This is a genomic window from Staphylococcus sp. 510 (genome assembly GCF_057219715.1).
In genome coordinates this window covers 351,781-375,994 of the sequence record NZ_JBXVVK010000001.1, presented here as the reverse complement: position 1 = coordinate 375,994, position 24,214 = coordinate 351,781, and the positions used below count along the sequence as shown (strand labels likewise).

26 protein-coding genes and 1 other annotated feature are annotated in these 24,214 nt (G+C 31.7%); of the genes, 25 read left to right on the top strand and 1 reads right to left on the bottom strand.

Features of this window, described 5'->3' with window-relative positions:
• Window positions 1–3: 3 nt before the first annotated feature.
• From AC2D8K_RS01775 to AC2D8K_RS01760, 4 genes are all read left to right on the top strand, one after another.
• Window positions 4–1,269, top strand: a complete 1,266-nt coding sequence (locus AC2D8K_RS01775) for a bifunctional folylpolyglutamate synthase/dihydrofolate synthase (protein ID WP_002451785.1) — start codon at window positions 4–6, stop codon at window positions 1,267–1,269.
• A gap of 156 nt (window positions 1,270–1,425) precedes the next feature.
• The gene (locus AC2D8K_RS01770; RefSeq protein ID WP_484697908.1) at window positions 1,426–2,136 is read left to right on the top strand and encodes a prepilin peptidase; all 711 of its coding nucleotides are present in this window, start codon (window positions 1,426–1,428) and stop codon (window positions 2,134–2,136) included.
• Window positions 2,133–2,816 carry a RadC family protein gene (radC, locus tag AC2D8K_RS01765; protein WP_484697887.1) on the top strand — a complete coding sequence of 228 codons (684 nt, stop codon included), beginning with the start codon at window positions 2,133–2,135 and terminating at the stop codon, window positions 2,814–2,816. The genes AC2D8K_RS01770 and radC overlap by 4 nt, the downstream gene beginning before the upstream one ends.
• 68 nt (window positions 2,817–2,884) lie before the next feature.
• A complete protein-coding gene (locus tag AC2D8K_RS01760; protein ID WP_037552445.1) occupies window positions 2,885–3,166 on the top strand; it encodes a hypothetical protein in 282 nt (93 codons plus the stop codon).
• A gap of 64 nt (window positions 3,167–3,230) precedes the next feature.
• Here AC2D8K_RS01760 and AC2D8K_RS01755 read toward each other — a convergent pair whose 3' ends face one another.
• A complete protein-coding gene (locus AC2D8K_RS01755) occupies window positions 3,231–3,410 on the bottom strand; it encodes a hypothetical protein (RefSeq protein WP_002451789.1) in 180 nt (59 codons plus the stop codon).
• A 161-nt stretch (window positions 3,411–3,571) separates the two neighbouring features.
• Between AC2D8K_RS01755 and AC2D8K_RS01750 the strand changes: the two genes are divergently transcribed.
• The 21 genes from AC2D8K_RS01750 to hisS all read left to right on the top strand — a co-directional run bounded on the left by AC2D8K_RS01750 (window position 3,572) and on the right by hisS (window position 24,204).
• On the top strand, window positions 3,572–4,051 hold the full coding sequence (locus tag AC2D8K_RS01750; protein WP_002451790.1) for a DUF4930 family protein: 480 nt from the start codon (window positions 3,572–3,574) through the stop codon (window positions 4,049–4,051).
• A gap of 77 nt (window positions 4,052–4,128) precedes the next feature.
• Complete coding sequence (locus tag AC2D8K_RS01745) at window positions 4,129–4,278, top strand: hypothetical protein (RefSeq protein WP_002451791.1); 150 nt, start codon at window positions 4,129–4,131, stop codon at window positions 4,276–4,278.
• A gap of 238 nt (window positions 4,279–4,516) precedes the next feature.
• Window positions 4,517–5,359 (top strand): rod shape-determining protein MreC, encoded by an 843-nt coding sequence (gene mreC, locus AC2D8K_RS01740; protein ID WP_002451792.1) that lies wholly within the window; start codon window positions 4,517–4,519, stop codon window positions 5,357–5,359.
• Entirely contained in the window at window positions 5,359–5,880 is a 522-nt protein-coding gene (gene mreD, locus AC2D8K_RS01735; protein WP_002451793.1) for a rod shape-determining protein MreD, read from the top strand. Before mreC ends, mreD begins: the two co-directional genes overlap by 1 nt.
• Window positions 5,881–5,913: 33 nt before the next feature.
• Window positions 5,914–6,027: a sequence feature (ribosomal protein L21 leader region), on the top strand.
• 12 nt (window positions 6,028–6,039) lie between these two features.
• Window positions 6,040–6,348, top strand: a complete 309-nt coding sequence (gene rplU / locus AC2D8K_RS01730; protein WP_002451794.1) for a 50S ribosomal protein L21 — start codon at window positions 6,040–6,042, stop codon at window positions 6,346–6,348.
• A gap of 2 nt (window positions 6,349–6,350) precedes the next feature.
• Window positions 6,351–6,671 carry a ribosomal-processing cysteine protease Prp gene (locus AC2D8K_RS01725; RefSeq protein ID WP_002451795.1) on the top strand — a complete coding sequence of 107 codons (321 nt, stop codon included), beginning with the start codon at window positions 6,351–6,353 and terminating at the stop codon, window positions 6,669–6,671.
• Between the two features lie 11 nt (window positions 6,672–6,682).
• Window positions 6,683–6,967, top strand: coding sequence for a 50S ribosomal protein L27 (gene rpmA / locus AC2D8K_RS01720; protein WP_002451796.1), 285 nt, complete (start codon window positions 6,683–6,685; stop codon window positions 6,965–6,967).
• A 201-nt stretch (window positions 6,968–7,168) separates the two neighbouring features.
• Entirely contained in the window at window positions 7,169–8,461 is a 1,293-nt protein-coding gene (obgE, locus tag AC2D8K_RS01715) for a GTPase ObgE (protein ID WP_002451797.1), read from the top strand.
• An 11-nt stretch (window positions 8,462–8,472) separates the two neighbouring features.
• Window positions 8,473–8,928: an ACT domain-containing protein gene (locus AC2D8K_RS01710; RefSeq protein ID WP_002451798.1), complete on the top strand. Its 456-nt coding sequence runs from the start codon at window positions 8,473–8,475 to the stop codon at window positions 8,926–8,928.
• Between the two features lie 16 nt (window positions 8,929–8,944).
• Window positions 8,945–9,547 carry a Holliday junction branch migration protein RuvA gene (gene ruvA / locus AC2D8K_RS01705; RefSeq protein WP_002451799.1) on the top strand — a complete coding sequence of 201 codons (603 nt, stop codon included), beginning with the start codon at window positions 8,945–8,947 and terminating at the stop codon, window positions 9,545–9,547.
• Between the two features lie 34 nt (window positions 9,548–9,581).
• Window positions 9,582–10,586 (top strand): Holliday junction branch migration DNA helicase RuvB, encoded by a 1,005-nt coding sequence (ruvB, locus tag AC2D8K_RS01700; protein WP_002451800.1) that lies wholly within the window; start codon window positions 9,582–9,584, stop codon window positions 10,584–10,586.
• Window position 10,587: 1 nt separating this feature from the next.
• Window positions 10,588–11,613 carry a tRNA preQ1(34) S-adenosylmethionine ribosyltransferase-isomerase QueA gene (gene queA, locus AC2D8K_RS01695; protein WP_002451801.1) on the top strand — a complete coding sequence of 342 codons (1,026 nt, stop codon included), beginning with the start codon at window positions 10,588–10,590 and terminating at the stop codon, window positions 11,611–11,613.
• 21 nt (window positions 11,614–11,634) lie between these two features.
• Window positions 11,635–12,774, top strand: a complete 1,140-nt coding sequence (tgt, locus tag AC2D8K_RS01690) for a tRNA guanosine(34) transglycosylase Tgt (protein WP_002451802.1) — start codon at window positions 11,635–11,637, stop codon at window positions 12,772–12,774.
• A gap of 15 nt (window positions 12,775–12,789) precedes the next feature.
• Window positions 12,790–13,050: a preprotein translocase subunit YajC gene (yajC, locus tag AC2D8K_RS01685; protein ID WP_002451803.1), complete on the top strand. Its 261-nt coding sequence runs from the start codon at window positions 12,790–12,792 to the stop codon at window positions 13,048–13,050.
• Between the two features lie 340 nt (window positions 13,051–13,390).
• Complete coding sequence (gene secDF, locus AC2D8K_RS01680) at window positions 13,391–15,670, top strand: protein translocase subunit SecDF (RefSeq protein ID WP_484697884.1); 2,280 nt, start codon at window positions 13,391–13,393, stop codon at window positions 15,668–15,670.
• Between the two features lie 121 nt (window positions 15,671–15,791).
• Window positions 15,792–18,074, top strand: coding sequence for a single-stranded-DNA-specific exonuclease RecJ (gene recJ, locus AC2D8K_RS01675; protein ID WP_002451805.1), 2,283 nt, complete (start codon window positions 15,792–15,794; stop codon window positions 18,072–18,074).
• A gap of 14 nt (window positions 18,075–18,088) precedes the next feature.
• Entirely contained in the window at window positions 18,089–18,607 is a 519-nt protein-coding gene (locus AC2D8K_RS01670) for an adenine phosphoribosyltransferase (RefSeq protein WP_002451806.1), read from the top strand.
• Between the two features lie 416 nt (window positions 18,608–19,023).
• The gene (locus tag AC2D8K_RS01665; protein ID WP_002451807.1) at window positions 19,024–21,213 is read left to right on the top strand and encodes a RelA/SpoT family protein; all 2,190 of its coding nucleotides are present in this window, start codon (window positions 19,024–19,026) and stop codon (window positions 21,211–21,213) included.
• A gap of 22 nt (window positions 21,214–21,235) precedes the next feature.
• Window positions 21,236–21,688 carry a D-aminoacyl-tRNA deacylase gene (gene dtd / locus AC2D8K_RS01660; RefSeq protein ID WP_002451808.1) on the top strand — a complete coding sequence of 151 codons (453 nt, stop codon included), beginning with the start codon at window positions 21,236–21,238 and terminating at the stop codon, window positions 21,686–21,688.
• Window positions 21,685–22,560, top strand: a complete 876-nt coding sequence (locus AC2D8K_RS01655; protein WP_002451809.1) for an N-acetylmuramoyl-L-alanine amidase family protein — start codon at window positions 21,685–21,687, stop codon at window positions 22,558–22,560. The genes dtd and AC2D8K_RS01655 overlap by 4 nt, the downstream gene beginning before the upstream one ends.
• A gap of 381 nt (window positions 22,561–22,941) precedes the next feature.
• Window positions 22,942–24,204 carry a histidine--tRNA ligase gene (hisS, locus tag AC2D8K_RS01650; RefSeq protein ID WP_002451810.1) on the top strand — a complete coding sequence of 421 codons (1,263 nt, stop codon included), beginning with the start codon at window positions 22,942–22,944 and terminating at the stop codon, window positions 24,202–24,204.
• The last annotated feature ends 10 nt before the right edge of the window (window positions 24,205–24,214 follow it).

The following is a 24,214-nucleotide window of genomic DNA, read 5'->3' as shown; positions in this document are numbered from 1 at the left end:
ATCATGAATTACCTAGATAGCTTGTATTGGATACATGAAAGAACTAAGTTTGGCATCAAACCAGGCGTTAAACGTGTGGAATGGATGCTAGAAAAACTAAATAACCCACAGCAACATATTAAAGGCATACACGTAGGCGGTACAAATGGAAAAGGATCGACAGTAGCTTATTTAAGAGCCGCATTGGTTGAAAATAACTATGAAGTTGGTACTTTTACATCTCCATTTATTGAAACTTTTAATGAACGTATTAGTTTAAATGGATATCCCATTTCAAATGATGAAATTGTTGAGTTAGTTTCTCGTGTTAAACCAGTAAGTGAATCGTTAGAAGTTGAAACTGAGTTAGGGAATGCAACAGAGTTTGAAATTATTACTACAATGATGTTTTTATACTTTGGTGAAATACACCCTGTTGACTTTGTTATTATTGAAGCGGGCTTAGGTATTAAAAACGATTCAACCAATGTATTTAATCCAATTATGTCTATTTTAACAAGTATAGGTTTAGATCATACTGATATTTTAGGCAACACCTATTTAGATATAGCCAAAGACAAAGGCGATATCATTAAACCTAATACACCAGTTATTTATTCAGTGAAAAATGAAGATGCTTTAAAATATATTAGAGACTATGCAGTAGAACAAAATGCAACACCTATTGAGTTAGATAGAGAAATTATAGTAGTTTCTCAAGATGATGAATTTACTTATAGATATAAAGATTACGAACTTGAAACAATTATTTTAAATATGTTGGGTGAACATCAAAAAGAAAATGCATCATTAGCTATAACAGCATTAATTGAATTAAACGAAGCTGGAATTATAGAACTTGATTTCAATAAAATGATAGATGGTATTGAGTCAGTCAATTGGATAGGTAGAATTGAACAAGTCAAAGAACATCCATTAATGATAATTGATGGTGCGCATAATAATGAAAGTGTAGACGCATTAATTGATACGATTAAACAATATTATGGTCGTGATCAAATTGATATATTATTCTCTGCAATTAAAGGGAAACCTATTTGTGACATGTTAAACAAATTGGAAGACATTGCGTCTCACTTTTATATCACTGATTTTGATTTTCCAAAAGCCTTATCAAAAGAAGAAATAGCAGAAAATATCAATAGAGATAACGTTGAGCTAGTAGATGATTATGTAGAATTTTTAGAGAATTATGATGGAAAAGGTCTAATTATCACAGGTAGTTTATATTTTATTAGCGAAGTTAAATCTAAAACAAATTTTGATTAACTAATAATATTCAAAAAATAAAGCCAAGGTTTCTAAAAAAATTAGAAATCTTGGCTCTTTTGTTAATTATGGAGCTAATTTCACCTATAATTATAAAAAAATGATAATATGTATTTATTTTAATGTTGTGATATAATCCCTTTGAAAGGATTAGTCATGCTTATTTATACATATGTATCCTCGATATTATTTAGCTTTTTATATCAACTTTCTGCAAATGATCACTTCGATAAGCGATACTTAAAATTAAGATCCAAATGTGATTATTGTAAAAGCAAATTAAAATATTATGATTTCATTCCAATTTTTAGTTTCCTTATTTTAAAAGGTAAGTCGAGATGTTGTAAGCAACCTTTAAAATATAGTTATTTGATAGGTGAGTTACTTGCGATACTTCCAATATTGCTTATTTATTACCAATTAATTAATATCAATCCTCAGTTTTATTTAACGACTTTTCTGTTTTTATTGGTTATGTCAATTAATGATATTGAAGATTATTGTATTAGCTTAATTTTCTTAGTGATCTTCACAACTGTTTTATTTTTTACGACTCCAATCTTTCTAAATACTTTTCTCCTCACATTTATTATTAGTCACCTATTCTTTATTTTAATGTATCGTTATATCGGTTATGGTGATATCCTTCTATTTAACATTCTATCTTTATTCTTACCAATAAACTTCATGTTTTACCTTTTTCTTTTCACTTTTATGATTGGTGGCATATTAAGCATTACTATTAAAATATTTTTCAACCACAATATTAAATATGTTCCTCTTATTCCATTTATCTTTTTATCTTTTGTTTTTGTTTCATCCTTTTATCCATCATTGACGGAAATAATGGGAGGTGTTCCTTTTTGAGGATTAAAGAAATGGCTAATTCGGAGAAACCACGTGAACGATTAGTGTCCAATGGCGCTGCATCATTATCAAACTCAGAATTATTAGCAATACTTATTAATACAGGTAGAAAGGGATGTTCTAGTATTGAAATTGCCAATGAATTATTAAGTGGTATAGCCACGTTGAAAGAATTGAAAAAGTTATCAATTAACGATTTAATCAAAGTCAAAGGTATTGGTTATCATAAAGCTATAACATTAAAGGCTGCATTTGAAATAGGGGAACGGATAAATAGTGTATCTCAACAGGAAGTATTTAAAATTACTTGTCCTGCTGATGTCGCAGATCTGATGATGTCGAAGCTTAAAGATTTACAGCAAGAACATTTTTATGTGCTTTTATTGAATTCCAAAAATATTGTTATCAAACAACAGTGTGTCTTTGTAGGAACATTGAATAGTTCTATCATTCACCCTAGAAAAATTTTTAATGTTGCTATTAAAGAATCTTGTAATTCGATGATTGTTGTTCATAATCATCCATCAGGTGATGTTACGCCTTCAGAAGAAGATATTAATACGACAATTAGATTAAGAGACTGTGGAATGATATTGGGTATTAATGTATTGGATCATATTATTATTGGCGATAATCAGTTTACAAGTTTAGTAGAGTGTGGTTACTTTGATAATGAATAGTTTTCACCTAGAATAAATAGAATTGGAATAGTATAATAGGTGAAAATAGACATCAGGGGGTCATTAAATTGACTATATTTCTAATTATTGGAGTACTCATTCCCATTATTTTTATCATGCGATTAAATGCTAAAAATCAAAAAATGACAATAAAACTTTTTTTATACACTATAGGACTGTCAACTTTAGGGATTGTAGTGACTACTGTCATTGGAACAATAGTATCTCATTCACATGCATCTATTGGTTTAGTTATATTAGGTTCAATAATTGTAGGTGTAATTTGGGGTATTTTACTAGGATTAAGTTATATTTTCTTTAGATTTTTATCTACTACTTTCAAAAAATAAATTTACTAAAAAAGCTATGAGAAATTAACGCATTGTTTTTGCATTGATTCCCATAGCTTTTATATTATTGAATATATGCGATTAATTTATCATAATTATCCATTAGCCAAATAATTCCTTGATAAGCAAGATAAATACATAATAGTATTATACCAACAGATATTAAAAAGCGGATGATAGATATACCTACTCTAAATAGTAAAATAACAAGTAATACAATTAATATAATTGATAATAAACTCATTATGGAAAACCTCCTAACGCCATGAAACTCATATTAATATTATACTAAAGTTGATTATTGAATACATCCGTCTATAGGTACAACTATGATACTTCCTTAGACCTATATATTTTTCACTAATATTTTTATATAATAACTTAAATGGAAAAGGAGGATATATTATGAGGTTCTTATTCAGCATAATAAAAAATATTATAGCAGTTATCGCTATTTTAATCATTATTTATATCGCATTAAAGTATGCGCCTTTTTTAAGAGACCAAGAGTGGAATCCAATTAGCAATCCTCCAAATCAGACTGAGCAAAATATGGACAATCCAAATAACAATACAAAGCAACCACAACATGGAAAAAGATATTCAATAGAAGATAATGATATAATTAAGAACGTACCTACAAGTCAAATTAAAAATGTATTTAATATGATAAATAAAAAAGAATTTATGTCAGTATCAGGAATAGGTAGAATGGGATATAATGATGAATATTTAGCTGGTCAAAGAGGTGATGAATTCATTATTTATAAATTCGGTTCTGATTCAATCAGAGTTTATAATAATGAGTTTGAAATGCAACAGGATTTACATGAACTGGGCCAAAATATTGATTTAAAAAATGAACAGGCATATGAAAATAATTAGATTCACATGTTTGAAATCCTTATTCAAATACGTTAGCCTTTATATATAGAGTAAAATGATAAAGGTTGGTGTGGACAATGGTTGAAAAATCAAAAGAAAAACGTGCCAACGAACAAGCTAAAGCGCAAAATCTATTTGCACGTTGGAGAAAAGAAGAGACACTTTATAGTGAAGATGAGAAAAAAGAGAGAAAGAAACAAGAAAAACAACAAAAAGAGAACGAATAGAGTAACGCACTAAAGACTACCAACTCACGACAAGTTGGTAGTCTATTAATTATCCTTTATAATATATTAGTAGATCATTACCTTAATAAATATTGATAAATTGCAAGTTGCTTTCTTCAATAGTAAATGATTATGATATAAAATGATTTTATTAAGCGTTAGTGCTTTATTTCATTTCAGCAGTAATATAGAATAGTGAGGAAGAATAAATTTTAAAGTTTTATAAGAGGTGTTCTGGGTGCTTAAATTTTTTAAAAATAACAAACTCATTGTTGTTTTATGTGCAATTATTGTTTTTATTGCATTGATTGGTTTGTCTATTCGCTCTCAAACTCAATCACCTCCCGAGCAATATGTAGGAGATTCTGTTTCATTTGGTCAACGAGTGATGAGTTATCCTGTAAATTTTGTTACTGGAGCAATTGGTAATATTTTTAATATGGGTGAATCGAAAGAAACTAAAAACAAAGTCAAACAATTAGAAGCTAAAAATCAACGTCTAGAGGCTGATAACAAGAAGTTTAAAAAGGAATTAGATATGAAAGATATATCTAAATATGATCCGATTTCTACTACTGTTATAGCAAGAAATCCAGACCAATGGATGAATACTATAGTGATTGATAAAGGTTCTAAAGCTGGTATCAAAAATAATATGGCTGTTATGACATCTGAAGGGTTAATTGGAAGAACTACTAAAGTAAATCAATTTTCTTCACAAGTCGATTTGATTTCAACGAATACAAGAGCAGGTAGATTATCAGTTAATATACAACATAAATCTAAAAATGTATTTGGTTTAATAGATCATTACGATGCGAAAAACGAAGAATTAGTTATTAGTGATATCAATAATAAAGATAGTATTTCTAAAGGCGATAAAGTTGTAACAAGTGGTTTAGCAGATCAACTTCCAAGTAGTTTATACATAGGTGAAGTGACAAGTGTAGAGAATGATCAATATGGTTTAGCTAAAGAAGTAAGAGTAAAAACAGGTGCAGATTTATCAGATTTAAATCATGTATATGTTGCTAAGCGAGACGCTTCTTCACTTCCTAAAGATGAAAGCGAGGATAACTAATGCGAGGAATATATTATTTCTTGATTGGTATTCTACTTTTTTATATTGATACTATTATTGGTTTAGTCATTCCTATGCACTTTGGTAAAATTGATGTCATTTTTGTACCACACTTAACTTTAATGTATTTGTTAATTTTAACCATTTATCGTAGTTTTAGTGTGGCTTTAGTTCTAGCCATATTTTTGGGTTTAATTACTGATTTATATTATGGAAGCATTTATGGCCTATACATGTTTGGTTATATATTAGCTGTAGTGGTCATGGATAGATGCTTTAAAATATTCTATAAAGATAAAGTCATGATATTTATTATTATTTTGGTAAGTACCATTTCAATAGAAATATATGTGGCGTTAATTTACGGATTGATTGGATTTATACAATTTAACCTAATTGAATTCTTATTGCTTAGATTATTACCAACATTTATAGTTAATTTATTACTATTAACAATTTTATATCCTCTCATGTTAAAATTTTTGAGGAAAATACAAATCAAGATTGACAGTAGGATATAAGTAATGGTAAGATGCAGTAGTTGAGTAGTTTCAGGCTACATACAACCGCTCAAATATAGGTCGAAGTACAAATTGTATTTTAATTAATGATGACATTTATTAAAATCACGAATATGTCACCTATATATGGCGTGACTTATTATATAGGAGGTGCAAAGTATGTTTGCTATTATTGAAACAGGTGGAAAACAAATCAAAGTAGAAGAAGGACAAGAAATTTACGTTGAAAAATTAGACGTAAATGAAGGTGATTCTTTCACATTTGATAAAGTATTATTTGTAGGTGGAGATTCAGTTAAAGTTGGTGCGCCAACAGTAGAAGGTGCAACAGTTACTGCAACAGTTAATAAAAACGGTCGTGGTAAAAAAATCACTGTATTCACATACAAACGTCGTAAAGACTCTAAACGTAAAAAAGGCCATCGTCAACCATATACAAAATTAACTATCGATAAAATTAACGCGTAATAATGATTACTGTTGATATTACAGTTAATGATGAAGGCAAAGTAACAGATGTCGTTATGGATGGTCATGCTAATCAAGGTGAATATGGTCATGACATTGTCTGTGCTGGTGCCTCAGCCGTATTATTTGGTAGTGTTAATGCAATTATGGGATTGACGTCAGAAAAGCCGGACATCGATTATAACGATGACGGAGGTCATTTTCATATAAGAAGTGTTGATACAAATAACGATGAAGCTCAATTAATTCTGAAAGCAATGCTTGTATCTTTACAAACTATTGAAGAAGAATATAATGAAAATATCAGATTAAATTATAAGTGAGGTGTATCCCGATGTTAAAATTAAACTTACAGTTCTTCGCATCTAAAAAAGGGGTAAGTTCTACAAAAAACGGACGTGACTCTGAATCTAAACGTTTAGGTGCTAAACGTGCTGACGGTCAATACGTAACAGGTGGTTCAATTCTTTATCGCCAACGTGGTACTAAAATTTACCCTGGTGAAAATGTAGGTCGTGGTGGCGATGATACATTATTCGCTAAAATCGACGGCGTTGTTAAATTTGAACGCAAAGGTCGCGACAAAAAACAAGTTTCTGTATATGCAGTAGCTGAATAATTTTGTCTAGTTAACACCAGAAGTGAAGGCTTCTGGTGTTTTCTTTTGTTTAAAATCTTATTCTGAAGTAAAAAAGTTATCACATTAAATCATGTTGATTCCTAATGATTCAATTTAAGAACTAAAATTTTTCTACACATAGACTTAATGATATAATTAAACAGATCATGAAAACAAAAATGAGTAAAAGAGGTGAGATATATGTTTGTCGATCAAGTGAAAATATCTCTTAAAGCAGGAGATGGTGGTAATGGTATTACCGCTTACAGAAGAGAAAAATATGTACCATTCGGTGGACCAGCTGGTGGAGATGGTGGCAAAGGTGCATCAGTAATATTTGAAGTAGATGAAGGACTACGTACATTATTAGATTTTAGATACCAAACGCACTTTAAAGCTAAAAAAGGTGAGAATGGTCAAAGTAGTAACATGCATGGAAGAAATACTGAAGACTTAGTATTAAAAGTACCACCTGGCACAATTGTTAAAAGTGTTGAAACAGAAGAAGTGCTTGCAGACTTAGTAGAAGATGGCCAACGGGCTGTGGTGGCAAAAGGTGGTCGTGGAGGACGTGGCAACTCACGTTTTGCTACACCTAGAAATCCTGCCCCAGACTTCAGTGAAAATGGTGAACCAGGTGAAGAAATTGACGTCACACTTGAATTAAAATTATTAGCAGATGTTGGTTTAGTAGGTTTTCCTAGTGTGGGTAAATCCACTTTGCTTTCAATCGTTTCGAAAGCTAAGCCTAAAATTGGGGCCTATCACTTTACAACAATTAAACCTAACTTAGGTGTTGTATCTACACCTGATAATAGAAGTTTTGTCATGGCTGACCTACCAGGATTAATCGAAGGTGCCTCAGACGGTGTAGGATTAGGTCATCAATTTTTACGACATGTTGAACGTACAAAAGTAATCGTACATATGATTGATATGAGTGGTTCAGAAGGTCGTGACCCTATCGATGACTATCACGTAATTAATAAAGAATTAGTGGCATATAAACAACGTTTAGAAGATCGCCCTCAAATTATAGTGGCAAATAAAATGGATATGCCAGATGCTGAAGATAATTTAGAATTATTCAAAGAGGAAATCGGCGATGACCATATCATAATTCCATTATCAGCTGTCTCAAGAGATAATATCGATCAATTATTATATACGATTGCTGATCAACTTGAAAAAGTTAAAGATATTGATTTCTCTGTTGAAGAAGATGAAAATGTTGGTGTAAACCGTGTTGTGTATAAACATACACCATCTCAAGACACATTCACGATTACAAGAGATGATGATGGTGCATACGTTGTGAGTGGTAATGCTATTGAAAGAACATTCAAGATGACTGATTTCAATAGTGATCCTGCTGTACGTAGGTTCGCAAGGCAAATGCGCTCAATGGGCATTGATGATGCTCTAAGAGCTAGAGGTTGTAGCAATGGAGATATCGTAAGAATTCTTGGTGGAGAATTTGAATTTATAGAATAGGAGTGTGAAAGATGGACAATAAAGAATATAGGAAGTTTTATCTTATACGCGAAGATGTTTTACCTGAATCTGTAATTAAAACTTTGAAAATAAAAGATGCATTAAAAAATAATTCTGAGTTGTCCATCTATGATGCCGTAAAACAATACGGTTTGTCACGTAGCGCTTTTTATAAATATAGAGAAACTATATTTCCTGTAGATGAAAAATTATTAGATCATCGTGAATTCACATTAATTCTATATGTCAATGATATTGTAGGTATGTTGGCACAAGTATTAAATATAATTTCTCAATTACAGTTATCTGTACTTACTATACATCAAAGTGTACCGATGAATGATAAAGCGACAATTACCTTATCGTTAAATGCATCATCTTCAGATTTAATGATAGATGATGTAGTAATTGCTTTACGAGAAATTGAACATGTGTCTAAAGTAGAATTAATAAGCATGAGTATGTAAATGAGGATGTGCTAAAATGTACGCGTATATTAAAGGTAAACTAACGCAATTATTTCCTACTCACGTAGTGGTAGATGTTAATGGCGTTGGTTACGAAATTCAGACACCTAATTCATATCGTTTTCAAAAATATTTGGATAAAGAAGTTCAAATATTTACATCATTAATTGTTAGAGAAGATGCTCAGTTACTCTATGGTTTTATTAATGAAGAAGAGAAAGATATGTTTTTAAGTTTAATAAAAGTAACAGGAATAGGTCCAAAATCAGCATTGGCTATACTTGCAACAAGTACACCTAATGAAGTGAAACAAGCTATTGAGAATGAAAACGATACTTACCTTACTAAATTCCCAGGTATCGGTAAGAAAACTGCACGACAAATAGTGCTTGATTTAAAAGGCAAAGTTCAAATTACAGAAGAAAATAGTGACACACTATTAAATGTGATGAATGATTCTAATGCTAATGAATCTATGATTAAGGAAGCTATGTTAGCTTTAGAAGCGTTAGGTTATTCAAAACGTGAGTTATCTAAAGTTGAAAAGGTTCTAAAACAATCTAATATGGATTCAGTTGATGAAGCTGTTAAAATCGGATTACAAACATTAGTGTCATAAAAAACCTAACATCAAAATGAAAGGGGGAAATATTATGGATGAAAGAATGGTCGACCAATCTGCACATAATGAAGAATCTGACTTCGAATTATCTTTACGACCAACTAAATTAAAGCAGTACATTGGTCAATCTTCCATTAAAAGTAATTTAGAAGTATTCATTAAAGCAGCTAAATTGAGAGAAGAGCCTCTAGATCACGTTCTCTTATATGGTCCCCCTGGGTTAGGTAAAACAACTTTATCTAATATAATAGCCAATGAAATGGACGTTAACATTAGAACAGTATCTGGCCCTTCATTAGAGCGACCTGGAGATTTAGCAGCAATTTTATCTGGATTAAAACCAGGAGATGTGTTGTTCATTGATGAAATACATCGTTTAAGTAGTGTTGTTGAAGAAGTATTATATCCCGCGATGGAAGACTTTTTCCTAGACATCATTATAGGTAAAGGTGATGAAGCACGTAGTATTCGTATTGATTTACCACCTTTTACACTGGTTGGTGCTACAACACGTGCTGGAAGTTTAACTGGACCTTTAAGGGATCGATTTGGCGTCCACTTACGACTTGAATATTATAATGAAGCAGATTTAAAAGAAATTATAATAAGAACTGCTGAAGTACTAGGAACAGATATAGATGAAGAGAGTGCGATAGAGTTAGCAAAACGATCTAGAGGTACACCACGTGTAGCAAACCGTTTATTAAAAAGAGTGAGAGATTTTCAACAAGTAAATGAAGATGATCAAATCTATATTGAAACTACAAAGCGTGCATTAAAACTATTACAAGTTGACGATTATGGATTAGATTATATTGATCACAAAATGATGAATTGTATATTAAATCAATATAAAGGTGGACCTGTCGGACTTGATACAATTGCAGTGTCTATTGGTGAAGAACGAATAACTATCGAAGATGTTTATGAACCTTTCTTGATTCAAAAAGGTTTCTTAGAACGTACACCTCGAGGTAGAAAAGCAACACCATTGGCGCATGAACATTTTGGCAATTCTAATGAAATGAGGGAGTAAGTTGAATATTGAAGATTTTGACTACGATTTACCTGAATCTCTAATCGCACAAACGCCTTTAAAAAATAGAGACCAAAGTAGATTGTTAGTATTAAATAGAAATAATGGAAATATGGAACATCTACATTTTAAAGATGTGATTAACTATTTTAATCCTGGTGATACGCTTGTTTTAAATGATACTAGAGTTATGCCCGCAAGACTTTTTGGATTAAAAGAAGAAACGGGTGCTAAAGTTGAGATGCTTATGTTGACTCAAATTGAAGGCAATGATTGGGAGGTATTGTTAAAGCCGGCCAAACGTATTAAAGTAGGGAATCAATTGAATTTCGGAGATGGAAAAATTATCGCTGAATGTATTGAAGAGTTAGACCAAGGTGGTAGAATTATGCGCTTGCATTATGAAGGAATATTGCAAGAACGTCTTGATGAATTAGGTGAGATGCCTTTACCACCATATATTAAAGAGAGACTAGATGATCCTGATCGTTATCAAACAGTTTATGCAAAAGAAAGTGGATCTGCTGCAGCACCTACTGCAGGGTTACATTTTACAGATGAACTTTTAGAGTCAATTAAGGCAAAAGGTGTGAATATCGCCTTTATCACATTGCATGTTGGTCTTGGTACATTTAGGCCAGTAAGTGTAGATAATATTGATGATCATGAGATGCATAGTGAGTATTATCAAATGACACAAGAAACTGCAGATTTATTAAATGAAACAAGAAAAAAAGGTCATCGAATTATTTCAGTAGGTACAACATCAACTAGAACACTTGAAACAATACGTAGAGATCATTCAGAATTTGTTGAAAAAAGCGGTTGGACAGATATCTTTATCTATCCAGGTTTTGAATATAAAGCTATTGATGGTTTGATTACTAATTTCCATCTTCCTAAATCAACGCTAGTAATGTTAGTGTCAGCGTTTAGTAGTAGAGAATATATTTTAAATGCATATCAAAAAGCTGTTGAAATGGAATATAGATTCTTTAGTTTTGGAGATGCAATGTTAATTATCTAAAAGAATGTGAGGATTTTAAATATGCCTGCAGTAACATATGAACATATTAAAACTTGTAAACAATCAGGTGCACGTTTAGGAATTGTACATACACCACATGGTTCGTTTGAAACACCAATGTTTATGCCAGTAGGAACTAAAGCAACAGTTAAAACAATGAGCCCAGAAGAATTGCGTCAGATTGAGGCTAAAATTATTTTGGGAAATACATATCATTTGTGGTTACAACCTGGAAATGATATTATCAAACACGCTGGGGGACTGCATAAATTCATGAATTGGAACGGACCTATTCTTACTGATTCAGGTGGGTTCCAAGTTTTTAGTTTAAGTAATCTACGTAAAATCTCAGAAGAAGGTGTCGAATTTAGACATCATACAAATGGTTCAAAATTATTTTTAAGTCCAGAGAAATCAATGGAAATTCAAAATGATTTAGGATCTGACATTATGATGGCATTTGATGAATGTCCGCCTATGCCATCTGAGTATAAATATGTCAAAGATTCAATTGAGAGAACAACACGTTGGGCAGAAAGATGTTTAAAAGCCCATGCTCGCCCTGAAGATCAAGCGTTGTTTGGTATTATTCAAGGTGGCGAATATAAAGATTTACGTGAACAAAGTGCGAAAGAGCTTGTTGAGCTAGATTTTCCTGGCTATGCTATTGGGGGGCTTTCAGTAGGAGAGCCTAAACCTGTGATGTACGAAATGGTAGAACACACTGAACAATTTATGCCAAAAGATAAACCTAGATATTTGATGGGTGTCGGCTCTCCCGATGCATTAATCGAATGTAGCATCCGAGGTATGGATATGTTTGATTGTGTATTACCTACTCGTATAGCTAGAAATGGTACATGTATGACATCCAATGGACGTTTAGTAATCAAAAATGCAAAGTTTGCTGATGATTTAAGACCATTAGATGAAAATTGTGATTGCTATACATGTAAAAATTATTCTAGAGCATACATTAGACACTTAATCAAAGCAGAAGAAACCTTTGGTATCCGTCTTACTACTATTCATAATTTACATTTTCTGCTAAAATTAATGGAAGATATTAGACAAGCCATTCGAGAAGATAGACTTTTAGACTTTAAAGCTGAATTCTTCGAACAGTATGGATTAAATGTAGATAACCCTAAAAACTTTTAAAGAGGAGAATGTAACATGCAATTTACATCATTGATATTACCGATCTTATTGTTGGTTCTAATGTATTTCTTCTTAATTAGACCTCAACAAAAACGTGCTAAAGAGCATCGTGAAATGATAAGTCGTGTAGAAGCTGGACAAAAAATTACTACAATCGGTGGTATTAAAGGTACAGTCAAAGCGGTTGATGAAACAACAGTAGTTGTTACTGTTAATGGTCATGGCACAGAAATGACTTTTGAAAAACCAGCTATTAAACAAGTTGATCCTTCATAATAGTATGTTATTGAAGCCTGGGCAATATTGTCTCAGGCTTCAATTATATTTACTTGGATTTTAACTTATATGTCTAAACAACTAAAAATTTAAAAATGATGTGATTTAAGCATTAAAGAATTGTTTCCAATAATTAAATGCGGCTAGAGATGAGTTAGTATCTGTATTTAGTTATTATCGATATGCATTAAATTAATTGAAAAAAGTTTTCAATAATTTCACTATAAAGTGTAGTATGTTAATATAGATAGGTCATAGGAGTTATTCTATTGACTCCGACTTGCAAATATAAGGATTAATCGAGTATTCTAGTATCATAAGTAAATAATGAGGTGTTCATGTGAAGAAAAGTAGTAGATTGATTGCATTCTTACTACTGGTGATCCTTCTGTTCGCAGGTATGGGTCTTACATATAAGAATGTGATTAAGAATGTTAACTTAGGCCTTGATTTACAGGGTGGATTCGAAGTGCTTTATCAAGTTGACCCATTACATAAAGGTGATAAAATTGATAAAAATGCGTTGCAATCTACAGCGCAAACACTAGAAAATCGTGTTAACGTATTAGGGGTTTCTGAGCCTAAAATCCAAGTTGAAGATCCAAATAGAATTAGAGTTCAACTTGCTGGTGTAAAAGATCAGAAAGAAGCAAGAAAGATTTTATCATCACAAGCTAATTTAACGATTCGTGATGCTGACGACAAAGTTAAGTTAAGCGGTGCAGATATTAAGCAAGGATCAGCGAAGCAAGAATTTAAACAGAATACGAATGATCCTACAGTTACATTTAAAGTAAAAGATAAGAATAAATTTAAAAAAGTTACTGAAGAAATATCTAAAAAGCAAAATAACGTTATGGTTGTTTGGTTAGACTTCAAAAAAGGCGATAGCTACAAGAAAGAAGCCGATAAAAAAGATCCTAAGTTCGTATCAGCGGCAAATGTTGATCAACCAATCAATTCAGATAGTGTAGAAATTTCTGGTGGATTCCATGGTCAAGAAGGCGTTAAAAAAGCAAAACAAATTGCTGAATTATTAAATGCAGGATCTTTACCGGTAGATCTTAAAGAAATTTATTCAAACTCTGTTGGTGCAGAATTTGGTCAAGATGCGTTAGATAAAACAATCTTTGCATCAGTACTTGGTGTAGCAGTCATTTATCTATTTATGTTAGGATTCTACAGATTACCAGGACTTGTAGCCATCATCGCATTAACAACATATATATATTTAACACTTGTAGCCTTTAACTTTATCTCAGGTGTACTTACATTACCTGGTTTAGCAGCCTTAGTATTAGGTGTGGGTATGGCAGTAGATGCCAATATCATTATGTATGAACGGATTAAAGACGAGTTGAGAATCGGTAGGACGCTTAAACAGGCATACTCAAAAGCCAATAAAAGTTCCTTCTTAACAATCTTTGACTCCAACTTAACAACCGTAATTGCTGCAGCAGTACTGTTCTTCTTTGGTGAAAGTTCAGTAAAAGGTTTCGCAACAATGTTGTTATTAGGTATTTTAATGATATTTGTAACTGCAGTGTTCTTATCTAGATTACTATTATCATTACTAGTTTATTCTAATCTATTTAAGAAAAAATATTGGTTATTTGGTGTTAAAAAAGCAGATAGACATGATATCAGTGAAGGTAAAGATGTCCATGATTTAAAAACATCATTTGAAAAATGGAATTTTGTTAAACTAGCTAAACCATTGATTTCATTAAGTATTTTAATTGTAGTTGTAGGATTAGTTATTCTTTATATTTTCAAATTGAATTTAGGTATAGACTTCTCTGCTGGTACGCGTGTAGACCTACAATCTAAAGAAGCACTTACTCAATCCAAAGTTGAAAAAGTAGTGAAAGATGTTGGTTTAGACCCAGATCAAATTCAAATTAATGGTTCAGGTAATAAAAACGCGACTGTCCAATTTAAACAAGATTTATCACAAGCTAAAGATAACCAATTAAGTGATAAAATGAAATCTGAATTTGGTAACGCACCGCAAATTAATACAGTTTCACCATTAATTGGACAAGAATTAGCTAAAAACGCAATGCTTGCATTAGTTTATGCAGCTGTAGGTATTATTATCTATGTATCATTACGATTCGAATGGAGAATGGGATTATCTTCTGTCTTAGCATTATTACACGACGTATTTATTATCGTCGCTGTGTTCAGTTTACTTCGATTAGAAGTTGATTTAACGTTTATCGCTGCTATCTTGACTATTGTTGGTTATTCTATTAACGATACCATCGTTACATTTGACCGTGTTCGTGAAAACCTTCATAAGATTAAAGTGATTACTTCAGCTGAACAAATTGATGACATTGTTAACAGATCAATTAGACAAACGATGACACGTTCTATTAATACAGTTTTAACAGTTGTTGTCGTAGTTGTTGCAATTCTATTATTTGGTGCACCAACAATTTTCAACTTCTCATTAACTTTATTAATCGGTTTAATTTCAGGCGTGTTCTCTTCCATCTTCATAGCCGTCCCATTATGGGGAATTATGAAGAAACGTCAATTGAAAAAATCAACTAATCAAAAATTAGTCGTTTATAAAGAGAAAAAATCAAACGATGAAAAAATCGTAGTTTAATCAATTTAAGGTTGAGCATTGATGTTGTATAATCTTTAAAAGATTTTGCAACAAAGTGCTCAACCTTTTTATTTTATTCGATTTTCGATATAATGGCATGTGGAAATGAGGAAGGTTACTTATGATTAAATCTAAATATAATTGGAATTTAAATAACCCAACTGAATATATATCAGATAGTATAGCTAAACGTTTAAAACTATCTCCTATAATCAAGAAAATATTAGAAAGTAAACAAATTATTGAAGAAGAAGACATTCAACAAACTCTAAATGGCATTGATATCAACCATGATATTTCTTTACTTAGTGATATTGATAAAGCGATAGAACGTATCAATCAAGCTATAGATAAAAATGAGCGTATTTTAGTATATGGCGATTACGATGCTGATGGCGTAACTTCTACGACGATATTAGTACATACTTTACAAAAATTAGGAGCCCAAGTTGGATGGTATATACCGAACCGATTTACAGAAGGTTATGGTCCAAATGAAATGGCATTTCAAAATGCTTATGATGAAGGTATTTCATTAATCATCACTGTAGATAATGGTATACAAGGGCATGCTGAAATTAAAATGGCTCAAGAATTAGGTGTAGATGTCATTGTCACAGATCACCACGAAATAGGCAGAACTTTACCTGAAGCATATGCAATCGTACACCCAATGCATCCAGAATTTGATTACCCATTTAAATACTTATGTGGTGCAGGTGTAGCATATAAATTAGCTCAAGCGTTATTAGAAAATGTGCCAAATTATTTTAAAGCATACGCAGCTATAGGCACAATAGCAGATTTAGTTTCATTAACTGATGAAAATCGTTCAATTGTACAACATGGTTTGAAAGTCATGAATGACAGTTGTCCAGTAGCCGTTAAAGCTTTACTTAAACAAGCTGGTTATAACGATGACATTACTGAAGAAACAATAGGATTTATCATAGGTCCTAGATTAAATGCAGTTGGACGTTTAGAAGATGCTTCTTTAGCTGCTGAATTATTAATGTCTGATAGTGAAGATGAAGCTGAATTTTTAGCGGAACAGGTTGAGCATTTCAACCAGGAGCGTAAAGATATAGTTGCTCATATTACAGAAGAAGCATTAGCAATAGCTAAGGATTATGTCTCACAAGGACATCAATTTCTATTATTAGCCAAAGAAGATTGGCATGAAGGTGTTTTAGGTATTGTAGCATCGAAAATAGTGGAGACGTTTAGCTTACCAACATTAATTTTAAATATTGATCATGAACAAAATCATGCTAAAGGTTCAGCAAGATCGATTGAACAAGTATCCATGTTTGAAATTTTAAATGCCCATCAAGATTTAATTAGTAAATTCGGTGGACACCATATGGCAGCAGGGATGACTATGGATATTGATAATGTTGAAGCATTACGAAATGGGTTAAATGAATGGATGGCAAAACTAAGTGAAACGACATCTCTTGAACCGAGTAAAAAGGTAGATGTTTTACTTGATGAATCAGATATTACAATTAAAAACATTAAAGATATTCAGAAATTAAGCCCCTTTGGCACAGATTTTAATTCACCATTATTTGAAATTCAAAATATGACTATACAATCTTTAAAGGCTATTGGTAAAGAACAAAATCACTTGAAGATGACATTAGGTGATTCTAATTTACCGGCTTTATTTTGGCAAAATGGTGCATATGCTACACAATTAGAAACTGGTCAACCAGTCAACTTAATTGGTAACTTACAAATAAATGAATGGAACGGGAATCAAACACCACAGTTCATTGTTCAAGATATAGCCATGGACACAATGCAAATATTAGATTATCGAAGCAAAAGTAAAAATACTAATTTCTTAAACAATGATCAAACAACAGCGTTTGTAATTCATTCTAAAGTTCAAAAATCTAATGACAATGAGTTCTTCTATGGAGAAGTTATACCAGGGGAATATGATAAAATAGTATTTAGAGATTTACCGAATACGCTTGATGAATTAAAACACACATTACAACAAACACAAATATCTCAAATTTATCTTGTATTTCAACATAAAACGTCTATTTATTTCGAAGGCATGCCAAGTATCAATTTATTCAAACAATGTTATAAAGCGTTAATTAATAAAAAAAAAATGAATCTAGCGACTGAAGGTATGATGTTGTGTGAATTTCTCAATATTAAAGCTAATTCATTAAAATTTATGCTAAAAGTATTTTTAGAATTAGGATTTATTAACGAAGATGATGGTATAATAACGATTGCGAGTCAACCAAATAAACAAGATATTGAATCTAGCCAATTTTATCAAGCTAGGTTATCAAGAATAGAAGTCGAAAAACTTTTATTATATGATGATTTCAAACATTTAAAACAATGGATTAAAACTCAATTGGGATATAGTAATTAGGAGGAAATAATAAGATGGATTTAAAACAATATGTTTCTGAGGTACAAGATTGGCCAAAACCAGGGGTCAGCTTTAAAGATATCACTACAATTATGGACAATGGTAAAGCATATGGATATGCTACAGACCAAATTGTTGAATATGCAAGAGAAAAAGATGTCGACGTTGTTGTTGGACCAGAAGCACGAGGATTTATTATTGGTTGTCCAGTAGCATATTCAATGGGCATAGGGTTCGCACCTGTACGTAAAGAAGGTAAATTACCTCGTGAAGTTATTAGATACGAATATAATTTAGAATACGGCACTAATGTTTTAACAATGCATAAAGATGCTATTAAACCAGGTCAACGTGTATTAATCACAGACGATTTATTAGCAACTGGTGGGACAATCGAAGCGGCTATTAAACTTGTTGAAAAGTTAGGCGGTATCGTTGTTGGCATAGCTTTTATTATTGAATTAAAATATTTAAATGGAATTGAAAAGATAAAAGACTATGATGTTATGAGTTTAATTTCTTATGATGAATAATTTACAATTTTAAATTGAGTGAAATAATAATCATGAAGTACTAGTTCTCATTACTGATTAACAATAATGATGTTAATACAGTTTAAGTAGAGAACTAGTTTTTATTTACAAAAAATATTATTGATAGAGTTACAATCTAATTGTGATTCATTTATTTATTCCAAAAGTTGTAGTATCATGTAACTAATATTTAATTTTATTTCATAATCGTTAGCTTATCAGAGTCGTTAAAATTTGATAAACTAATTACAATTAATATTGATTTCACATTGAAACATCAAAAAATATTTTGAAATAATCAAAAGTGATAAAGCTAATCAATTACTATAAACTTTCTTAAGTAATGGGTAATAATACATAACATATGTAAAGAAATTTAAACATGAAAGTATAATCAATGAGTGGGGTGTCATATATTGAACAACGAGTATCCTTATAGTGCTGACGAGGTGCTTTACAAAGCAAAGTCCTATTTAAGCGAAAGCGAATACCAATATGTTTTAAAGAGTTATCATATTGCATATGAAGCGCACCAAGGACAATTTAGGAAGAATGGTTTACCATATATCATGCATCCTATTCAGGTAGCTGGAATTCTAACTGAGATGCGTTTAGACGGTCCCACAATCGTTGCAGGCTTTTTACATGATGTCATAGAAGATACCGCATATACATTTGATGACGTTAAAAATATGTTTAACGAAGAAGTAGCAAGAATCGTAGACGGTGTCACAAAACTTAAAAAAGTGAAGTATCGTTCGAAAGAGGAACAACAAGCTGAAAATCATCGTAAATTATTTATTGCTATTGCTAAAGATGTCCGTGTGATTTTAGTAAAATTAGCTGACCGATTACATAATATGAGAACGTTAAAAGCTATGCCTAGAGAGAAACAAATACGTATTTCTAAAGAAACATTAGAAATATATGCACCTTTAGCACATAGACTTGGTATCAATACTATAAAATGGGAATTAGAAGATACGGCTTTAAGATACATTGATAGTGTGCAATATTTCCGAATTGTCAATTTAATGAAGAAAAAGAGAAGTGAACGTGAAGCTTATATTGACAATGCCATTGGCCAGATAGAAACAGAAATGGATAAAATGAGTATCGTTGGCGAAATAAATGGTCGCCCTAAACACATCTATAGTATTTATAGAAAAATGATGAAACAAAAAAAGCAATTTGATCAAATATTTGATTTACTAGCTATCCGAATCATAGTAAATACAATCAATGATTGCTATGCGATATTAGGTTTGGTCCATACACTATGGAAGCCGATGCCTGGTCGTTTTAAAGATTATATAGCAATGCCAAAACAAAATATGTATCAATCACTTCACACTACTGTTGTAGGCCCTAATGGGGACCCACTAGAAATTCAAATACGTACTTATGAAATGCATGAAATTGCTGAACATGGTGTAGCTGCGCATTGGGCATATAAAGAAGGGAAAACTGTAAACGAAAAAACACAGGATTTCCAAAATAAATTAAATTGGTTAAAAGATTTAGCTGAAACTGATCATACGTCTTCAGATGCACAAGAATTTATGGAATCACTCAAGTATGATTTACAAAGTGATAAAGTATATGCATTTACACCTGCAAGTGATGTCATAGAGTTACCTTATGGTGCTGTGCCTATTGATTTTGCATATGCTATTCATAGTGAAGTTGGTAATAAAATGATAGGTGCTAAAGTCAACGGTAAAATTGTACCAATTGATTATATATTACAAACTGGTGATATCATTGAAATTAGAACGAGTAAACATTCATATGGACCAAGTAGAGATTGGTTGAAAATTGTTAAATCATCTAGTGCGAAAAGTAAAATTAAAAGCTTCTTTAAAAAGCAAGATCGCTCTTCTAATATTGAAAAAGGTAAATTTATGGTTGAAGCTGAAATTAAAGAACAAGGTTTTAGAGTAGACGATATTCTTACCGAAAAAAATATCGATGTAGTGAATGAAAAATATCATTTTGCTAATGAAGATGATCTATATGCTGCAGTTGGTTTCGGTGGCGTAACTGCTATCCAAATAGTAAATAAATTAACTGAACGTCAAAGAATTTTGGATAAGCAAAAAGCTTTAAATGAAGCACAAGAAGTGACAAAATCAGTTCCAATCAAAGAAGATATTATTACTGATAGCGGTGTATACGTCGAAGGATTAGAAAATGTACTGATTAAACTATCAAAATGTTGTAATCCTATACCTGGTGATGATATTGTAGGTTATATCACCAAAGGTCATGGTATAAAGGTACATAGAACCGATTGTCCTAATATAAAAAATGAAACAGAACGTTTAATATCAGTTGAATGGGTGAAATCTAAAGACTCAACACAACGTTATCAAGTCGATTTAGAAGTCACTGCATATGATCGCAACGGATTGTTAAACGAAGTATTACAAGCTGTAAATTCTACAGCTGGAAGTCTAATTAAAGTATCAGGTCGATCTGATATTGATAAAAATGCTGTCATTAATATTAGTGTCATGGTAAAAAATGTTAACGATGTATACCGTGTAGTTGAAAAGATCAAACAGTTAGGTGATGTATATACTGTTACAAGAGTTTGGAACTAGAACTTAAGAGGTGCAAAGAAAAATGAGAGTAGTTGTACAAAGAGTTTCAGAAGCTTCTGTTTCAAATAACAACATTCATAATGCTATTCAAAAAGGCTATTGTTTATTAGTAGGAATTGGTAAAAACTCTACAGAAGCAGATGTACAAACAATAGCTAAGAAAATCGCGAATGCAAGATTATTTGAAGACGAAAATGACAAATTGAATTATAATATTCAACAAATTGAAGGAGAAATACTATCAATTTCTCAATTTACATTGTATGCCGATGTAAAAAAAGGTAATCGTCCTGGTTTTTCTGATTCAATGCCACCTGAGGCAGCAAATGAATTATATGAATCGTTTAACGAAGCACTTCGATCATATGGCTTGAACGTTAAAACAGGTGAATTTGGTACTCATATGAATGTAGACATTCAAAATGATGGTCCTGTAACAATCATATATGAGAGTCAGGATGGCAAAATGATATGAATAAAATAAATACATGGTTAACCAAACATGGTCTTATGAATCGACTAACGTTAATCGTTGTTATTTGTTTTGTACTATTTCTCATTTTATTATTTATGTTTTTAAATTATAATGATGAAGATAATGGTACAATCACTATAACTGAAAATGCTGAGTTGAGAACTGGACCTAATGCAGCTTATCCTGTTATTTATAAGATTGAAAAGGGAGATACCTTTGAGAAAATTGATAAATCGGGTAAGTGGATTGAAGTAAAGAATAAAGCTGGAGATGAAAAAGGGTGGGTTGCAGGTTGGCACACCAATTTAAATATCCATGCTGATAATTCTAAAAAATCCGCACCATTAAAAGGTAAAACAATTGTACTTGATCCTGGTCACGGTGGACGTGATCAGGGTGCTTCAAGTAACACGTCCTCAAAGAGTTTAGAAAAAGTATATACATTAAAAACTGCTAAAGAGTTAAAAAGTTTACTTGAAAAAGAAGGTGCTCATGTTAAAATGACGCGTTCTAATGATACATATGTGTCTTTGGATGATAGGAATATCAAAGGAGACGCTTTTATAAGCATACATAATGACTCACTAGATTCCCCAAATGCAAATGGTGTAACTGTGTATTGGTTACAAGATAATCAAGAAGCATTAGCACAAACACTCAGCAGTAGCATCCAAAAGAAATCCCTCCTTACAAATAAAGAAGCCAGACAACAAAATTATCAAGTCTTGAGACAAACAAACATACCAGCAGTATTATTAGAACTAGGTTATATCAGTAATCCTACAGATGAAGTAATGGTACGGGACCAACTACATAGACAAGTTGTAGAGGAAGCTATCGTTGATGGATTAAAACAATATTTCTCATCATAGAACTTGCAAATCAAATGAAAACTCGTTATCATTATAATTGAATTATAAATAGTAAACCGATTGTATTCTTGAAAGAATAGACGAAAGAGGTAGTATATATTTATATACGTAGAAATGTAATCCATGAGGCTGAAAGATTACGCTGAGTAGTTTATTTCTTTGAACACAAGAAGAGGTGCTTTATTTAAAAGTAAAGCCGGCTAACGTACGTTAAACGTTTTGAGTGGATTTGTGACGTTAGTAATGTCCAAATCAATTAGGGTGGCAACACGGATTTTCGTCCCTTGTATAGTATTTAATGCTATGCAAGGGCTTTTTTATTCACATTTTTAAAAAGAAAAAGAAATGAAAACCCTTGAGTATTAGTAAAGGAGATAAAATATGATAAAAATTCCAAGAGGAACGCAAGATATATTACCAGAAGATTCAATCAAGTGGCGATACATTGAAAATAAATTAGACCAATTGATGGAAATTTATAATTATCAAGAAATAAGAACACCTATCTTTGAGAGTACTGAACTTTTTGCTAGAGGTGTTGGTGATTCAACTGATGTTGTACAAAAGGAAATGTACACATTTAAAGATAAAGGTGACCGTAGCCTAACATTAAGACCCGAAGGTACTGCTGGTGTAGTTCGTTCATATATTGAACATAAAATGCAAGGAAATCCTAATCAACCAGTTAAGTTATATTATAATAGTCCAATGTTTAGATATGAACGTAAACAAAAAGGTAGATATCGACAATTTAATCAATTTGGTGTTGAAGCAATTGGTTCTGAAAATCCAAGCATTGATGCTGAGGTTTTAGCAATGGTAATGCATATCTATCAATCATTTGGGTTAAAGCACTTAAAATTAGTGATAAATAGTATTGGAGATAGTGACTCTCGTAAAGAATACAATGAAGCATTGGTTAAACACTTTGAACCAGTAATTGATGATTTCTGTCAAGATTGTCAGTCTAGACTACACACTAATCCAATGAGAATCTTGGACTGTAAGGTTGATAGAGACAAAGAAGCTGTCAAAAATGCACCACGTATTACGGACTTCTTAAACGAAGATTCTAAAGCATACTACGAACAAGTAAAAAAACATTTAGATGATTTAGAAATCCCTTATGTAGAAGATCCTAATCTTGTTCGTGGTTTAGATTATTACACACATACTGCATTTGAATTGATGATGGATAATCCAAATTATGATGGTGCAATTACAACTTTGTGTGGTGGTGGTCGTTATAATGGCCTACTTGAATTGTTAGATGGACCTAGCCAAACAGGTATCGGTTTTGCATTAAGCATTGAAAGATTATTGTTAGCACTAGAAGAAGAAGGCATTGAATTAGATATAAAAAATGACTTTGACTTATTTATCGTTACTATGGGAGAACAAGCAGATCGTTATGCAGTTAAATTACTTAACGAATTACGAAAAAATGGCGTAAAAGCTGATAAAGATTATCTTAATAGAAAGATTAAAGGTCAAATGAAACAAGCAGATCGTCTAAATGCAAATTATACTATCGTAATTGGTGATCAAGAATTAGAAAACAATCAAATTGATATTAAAAATATGGAAACTGGTGAATCTGAATCAATTCAATTAGACCAAATTGTTGATTATTTTCACAAATAGAGAGGAAGTT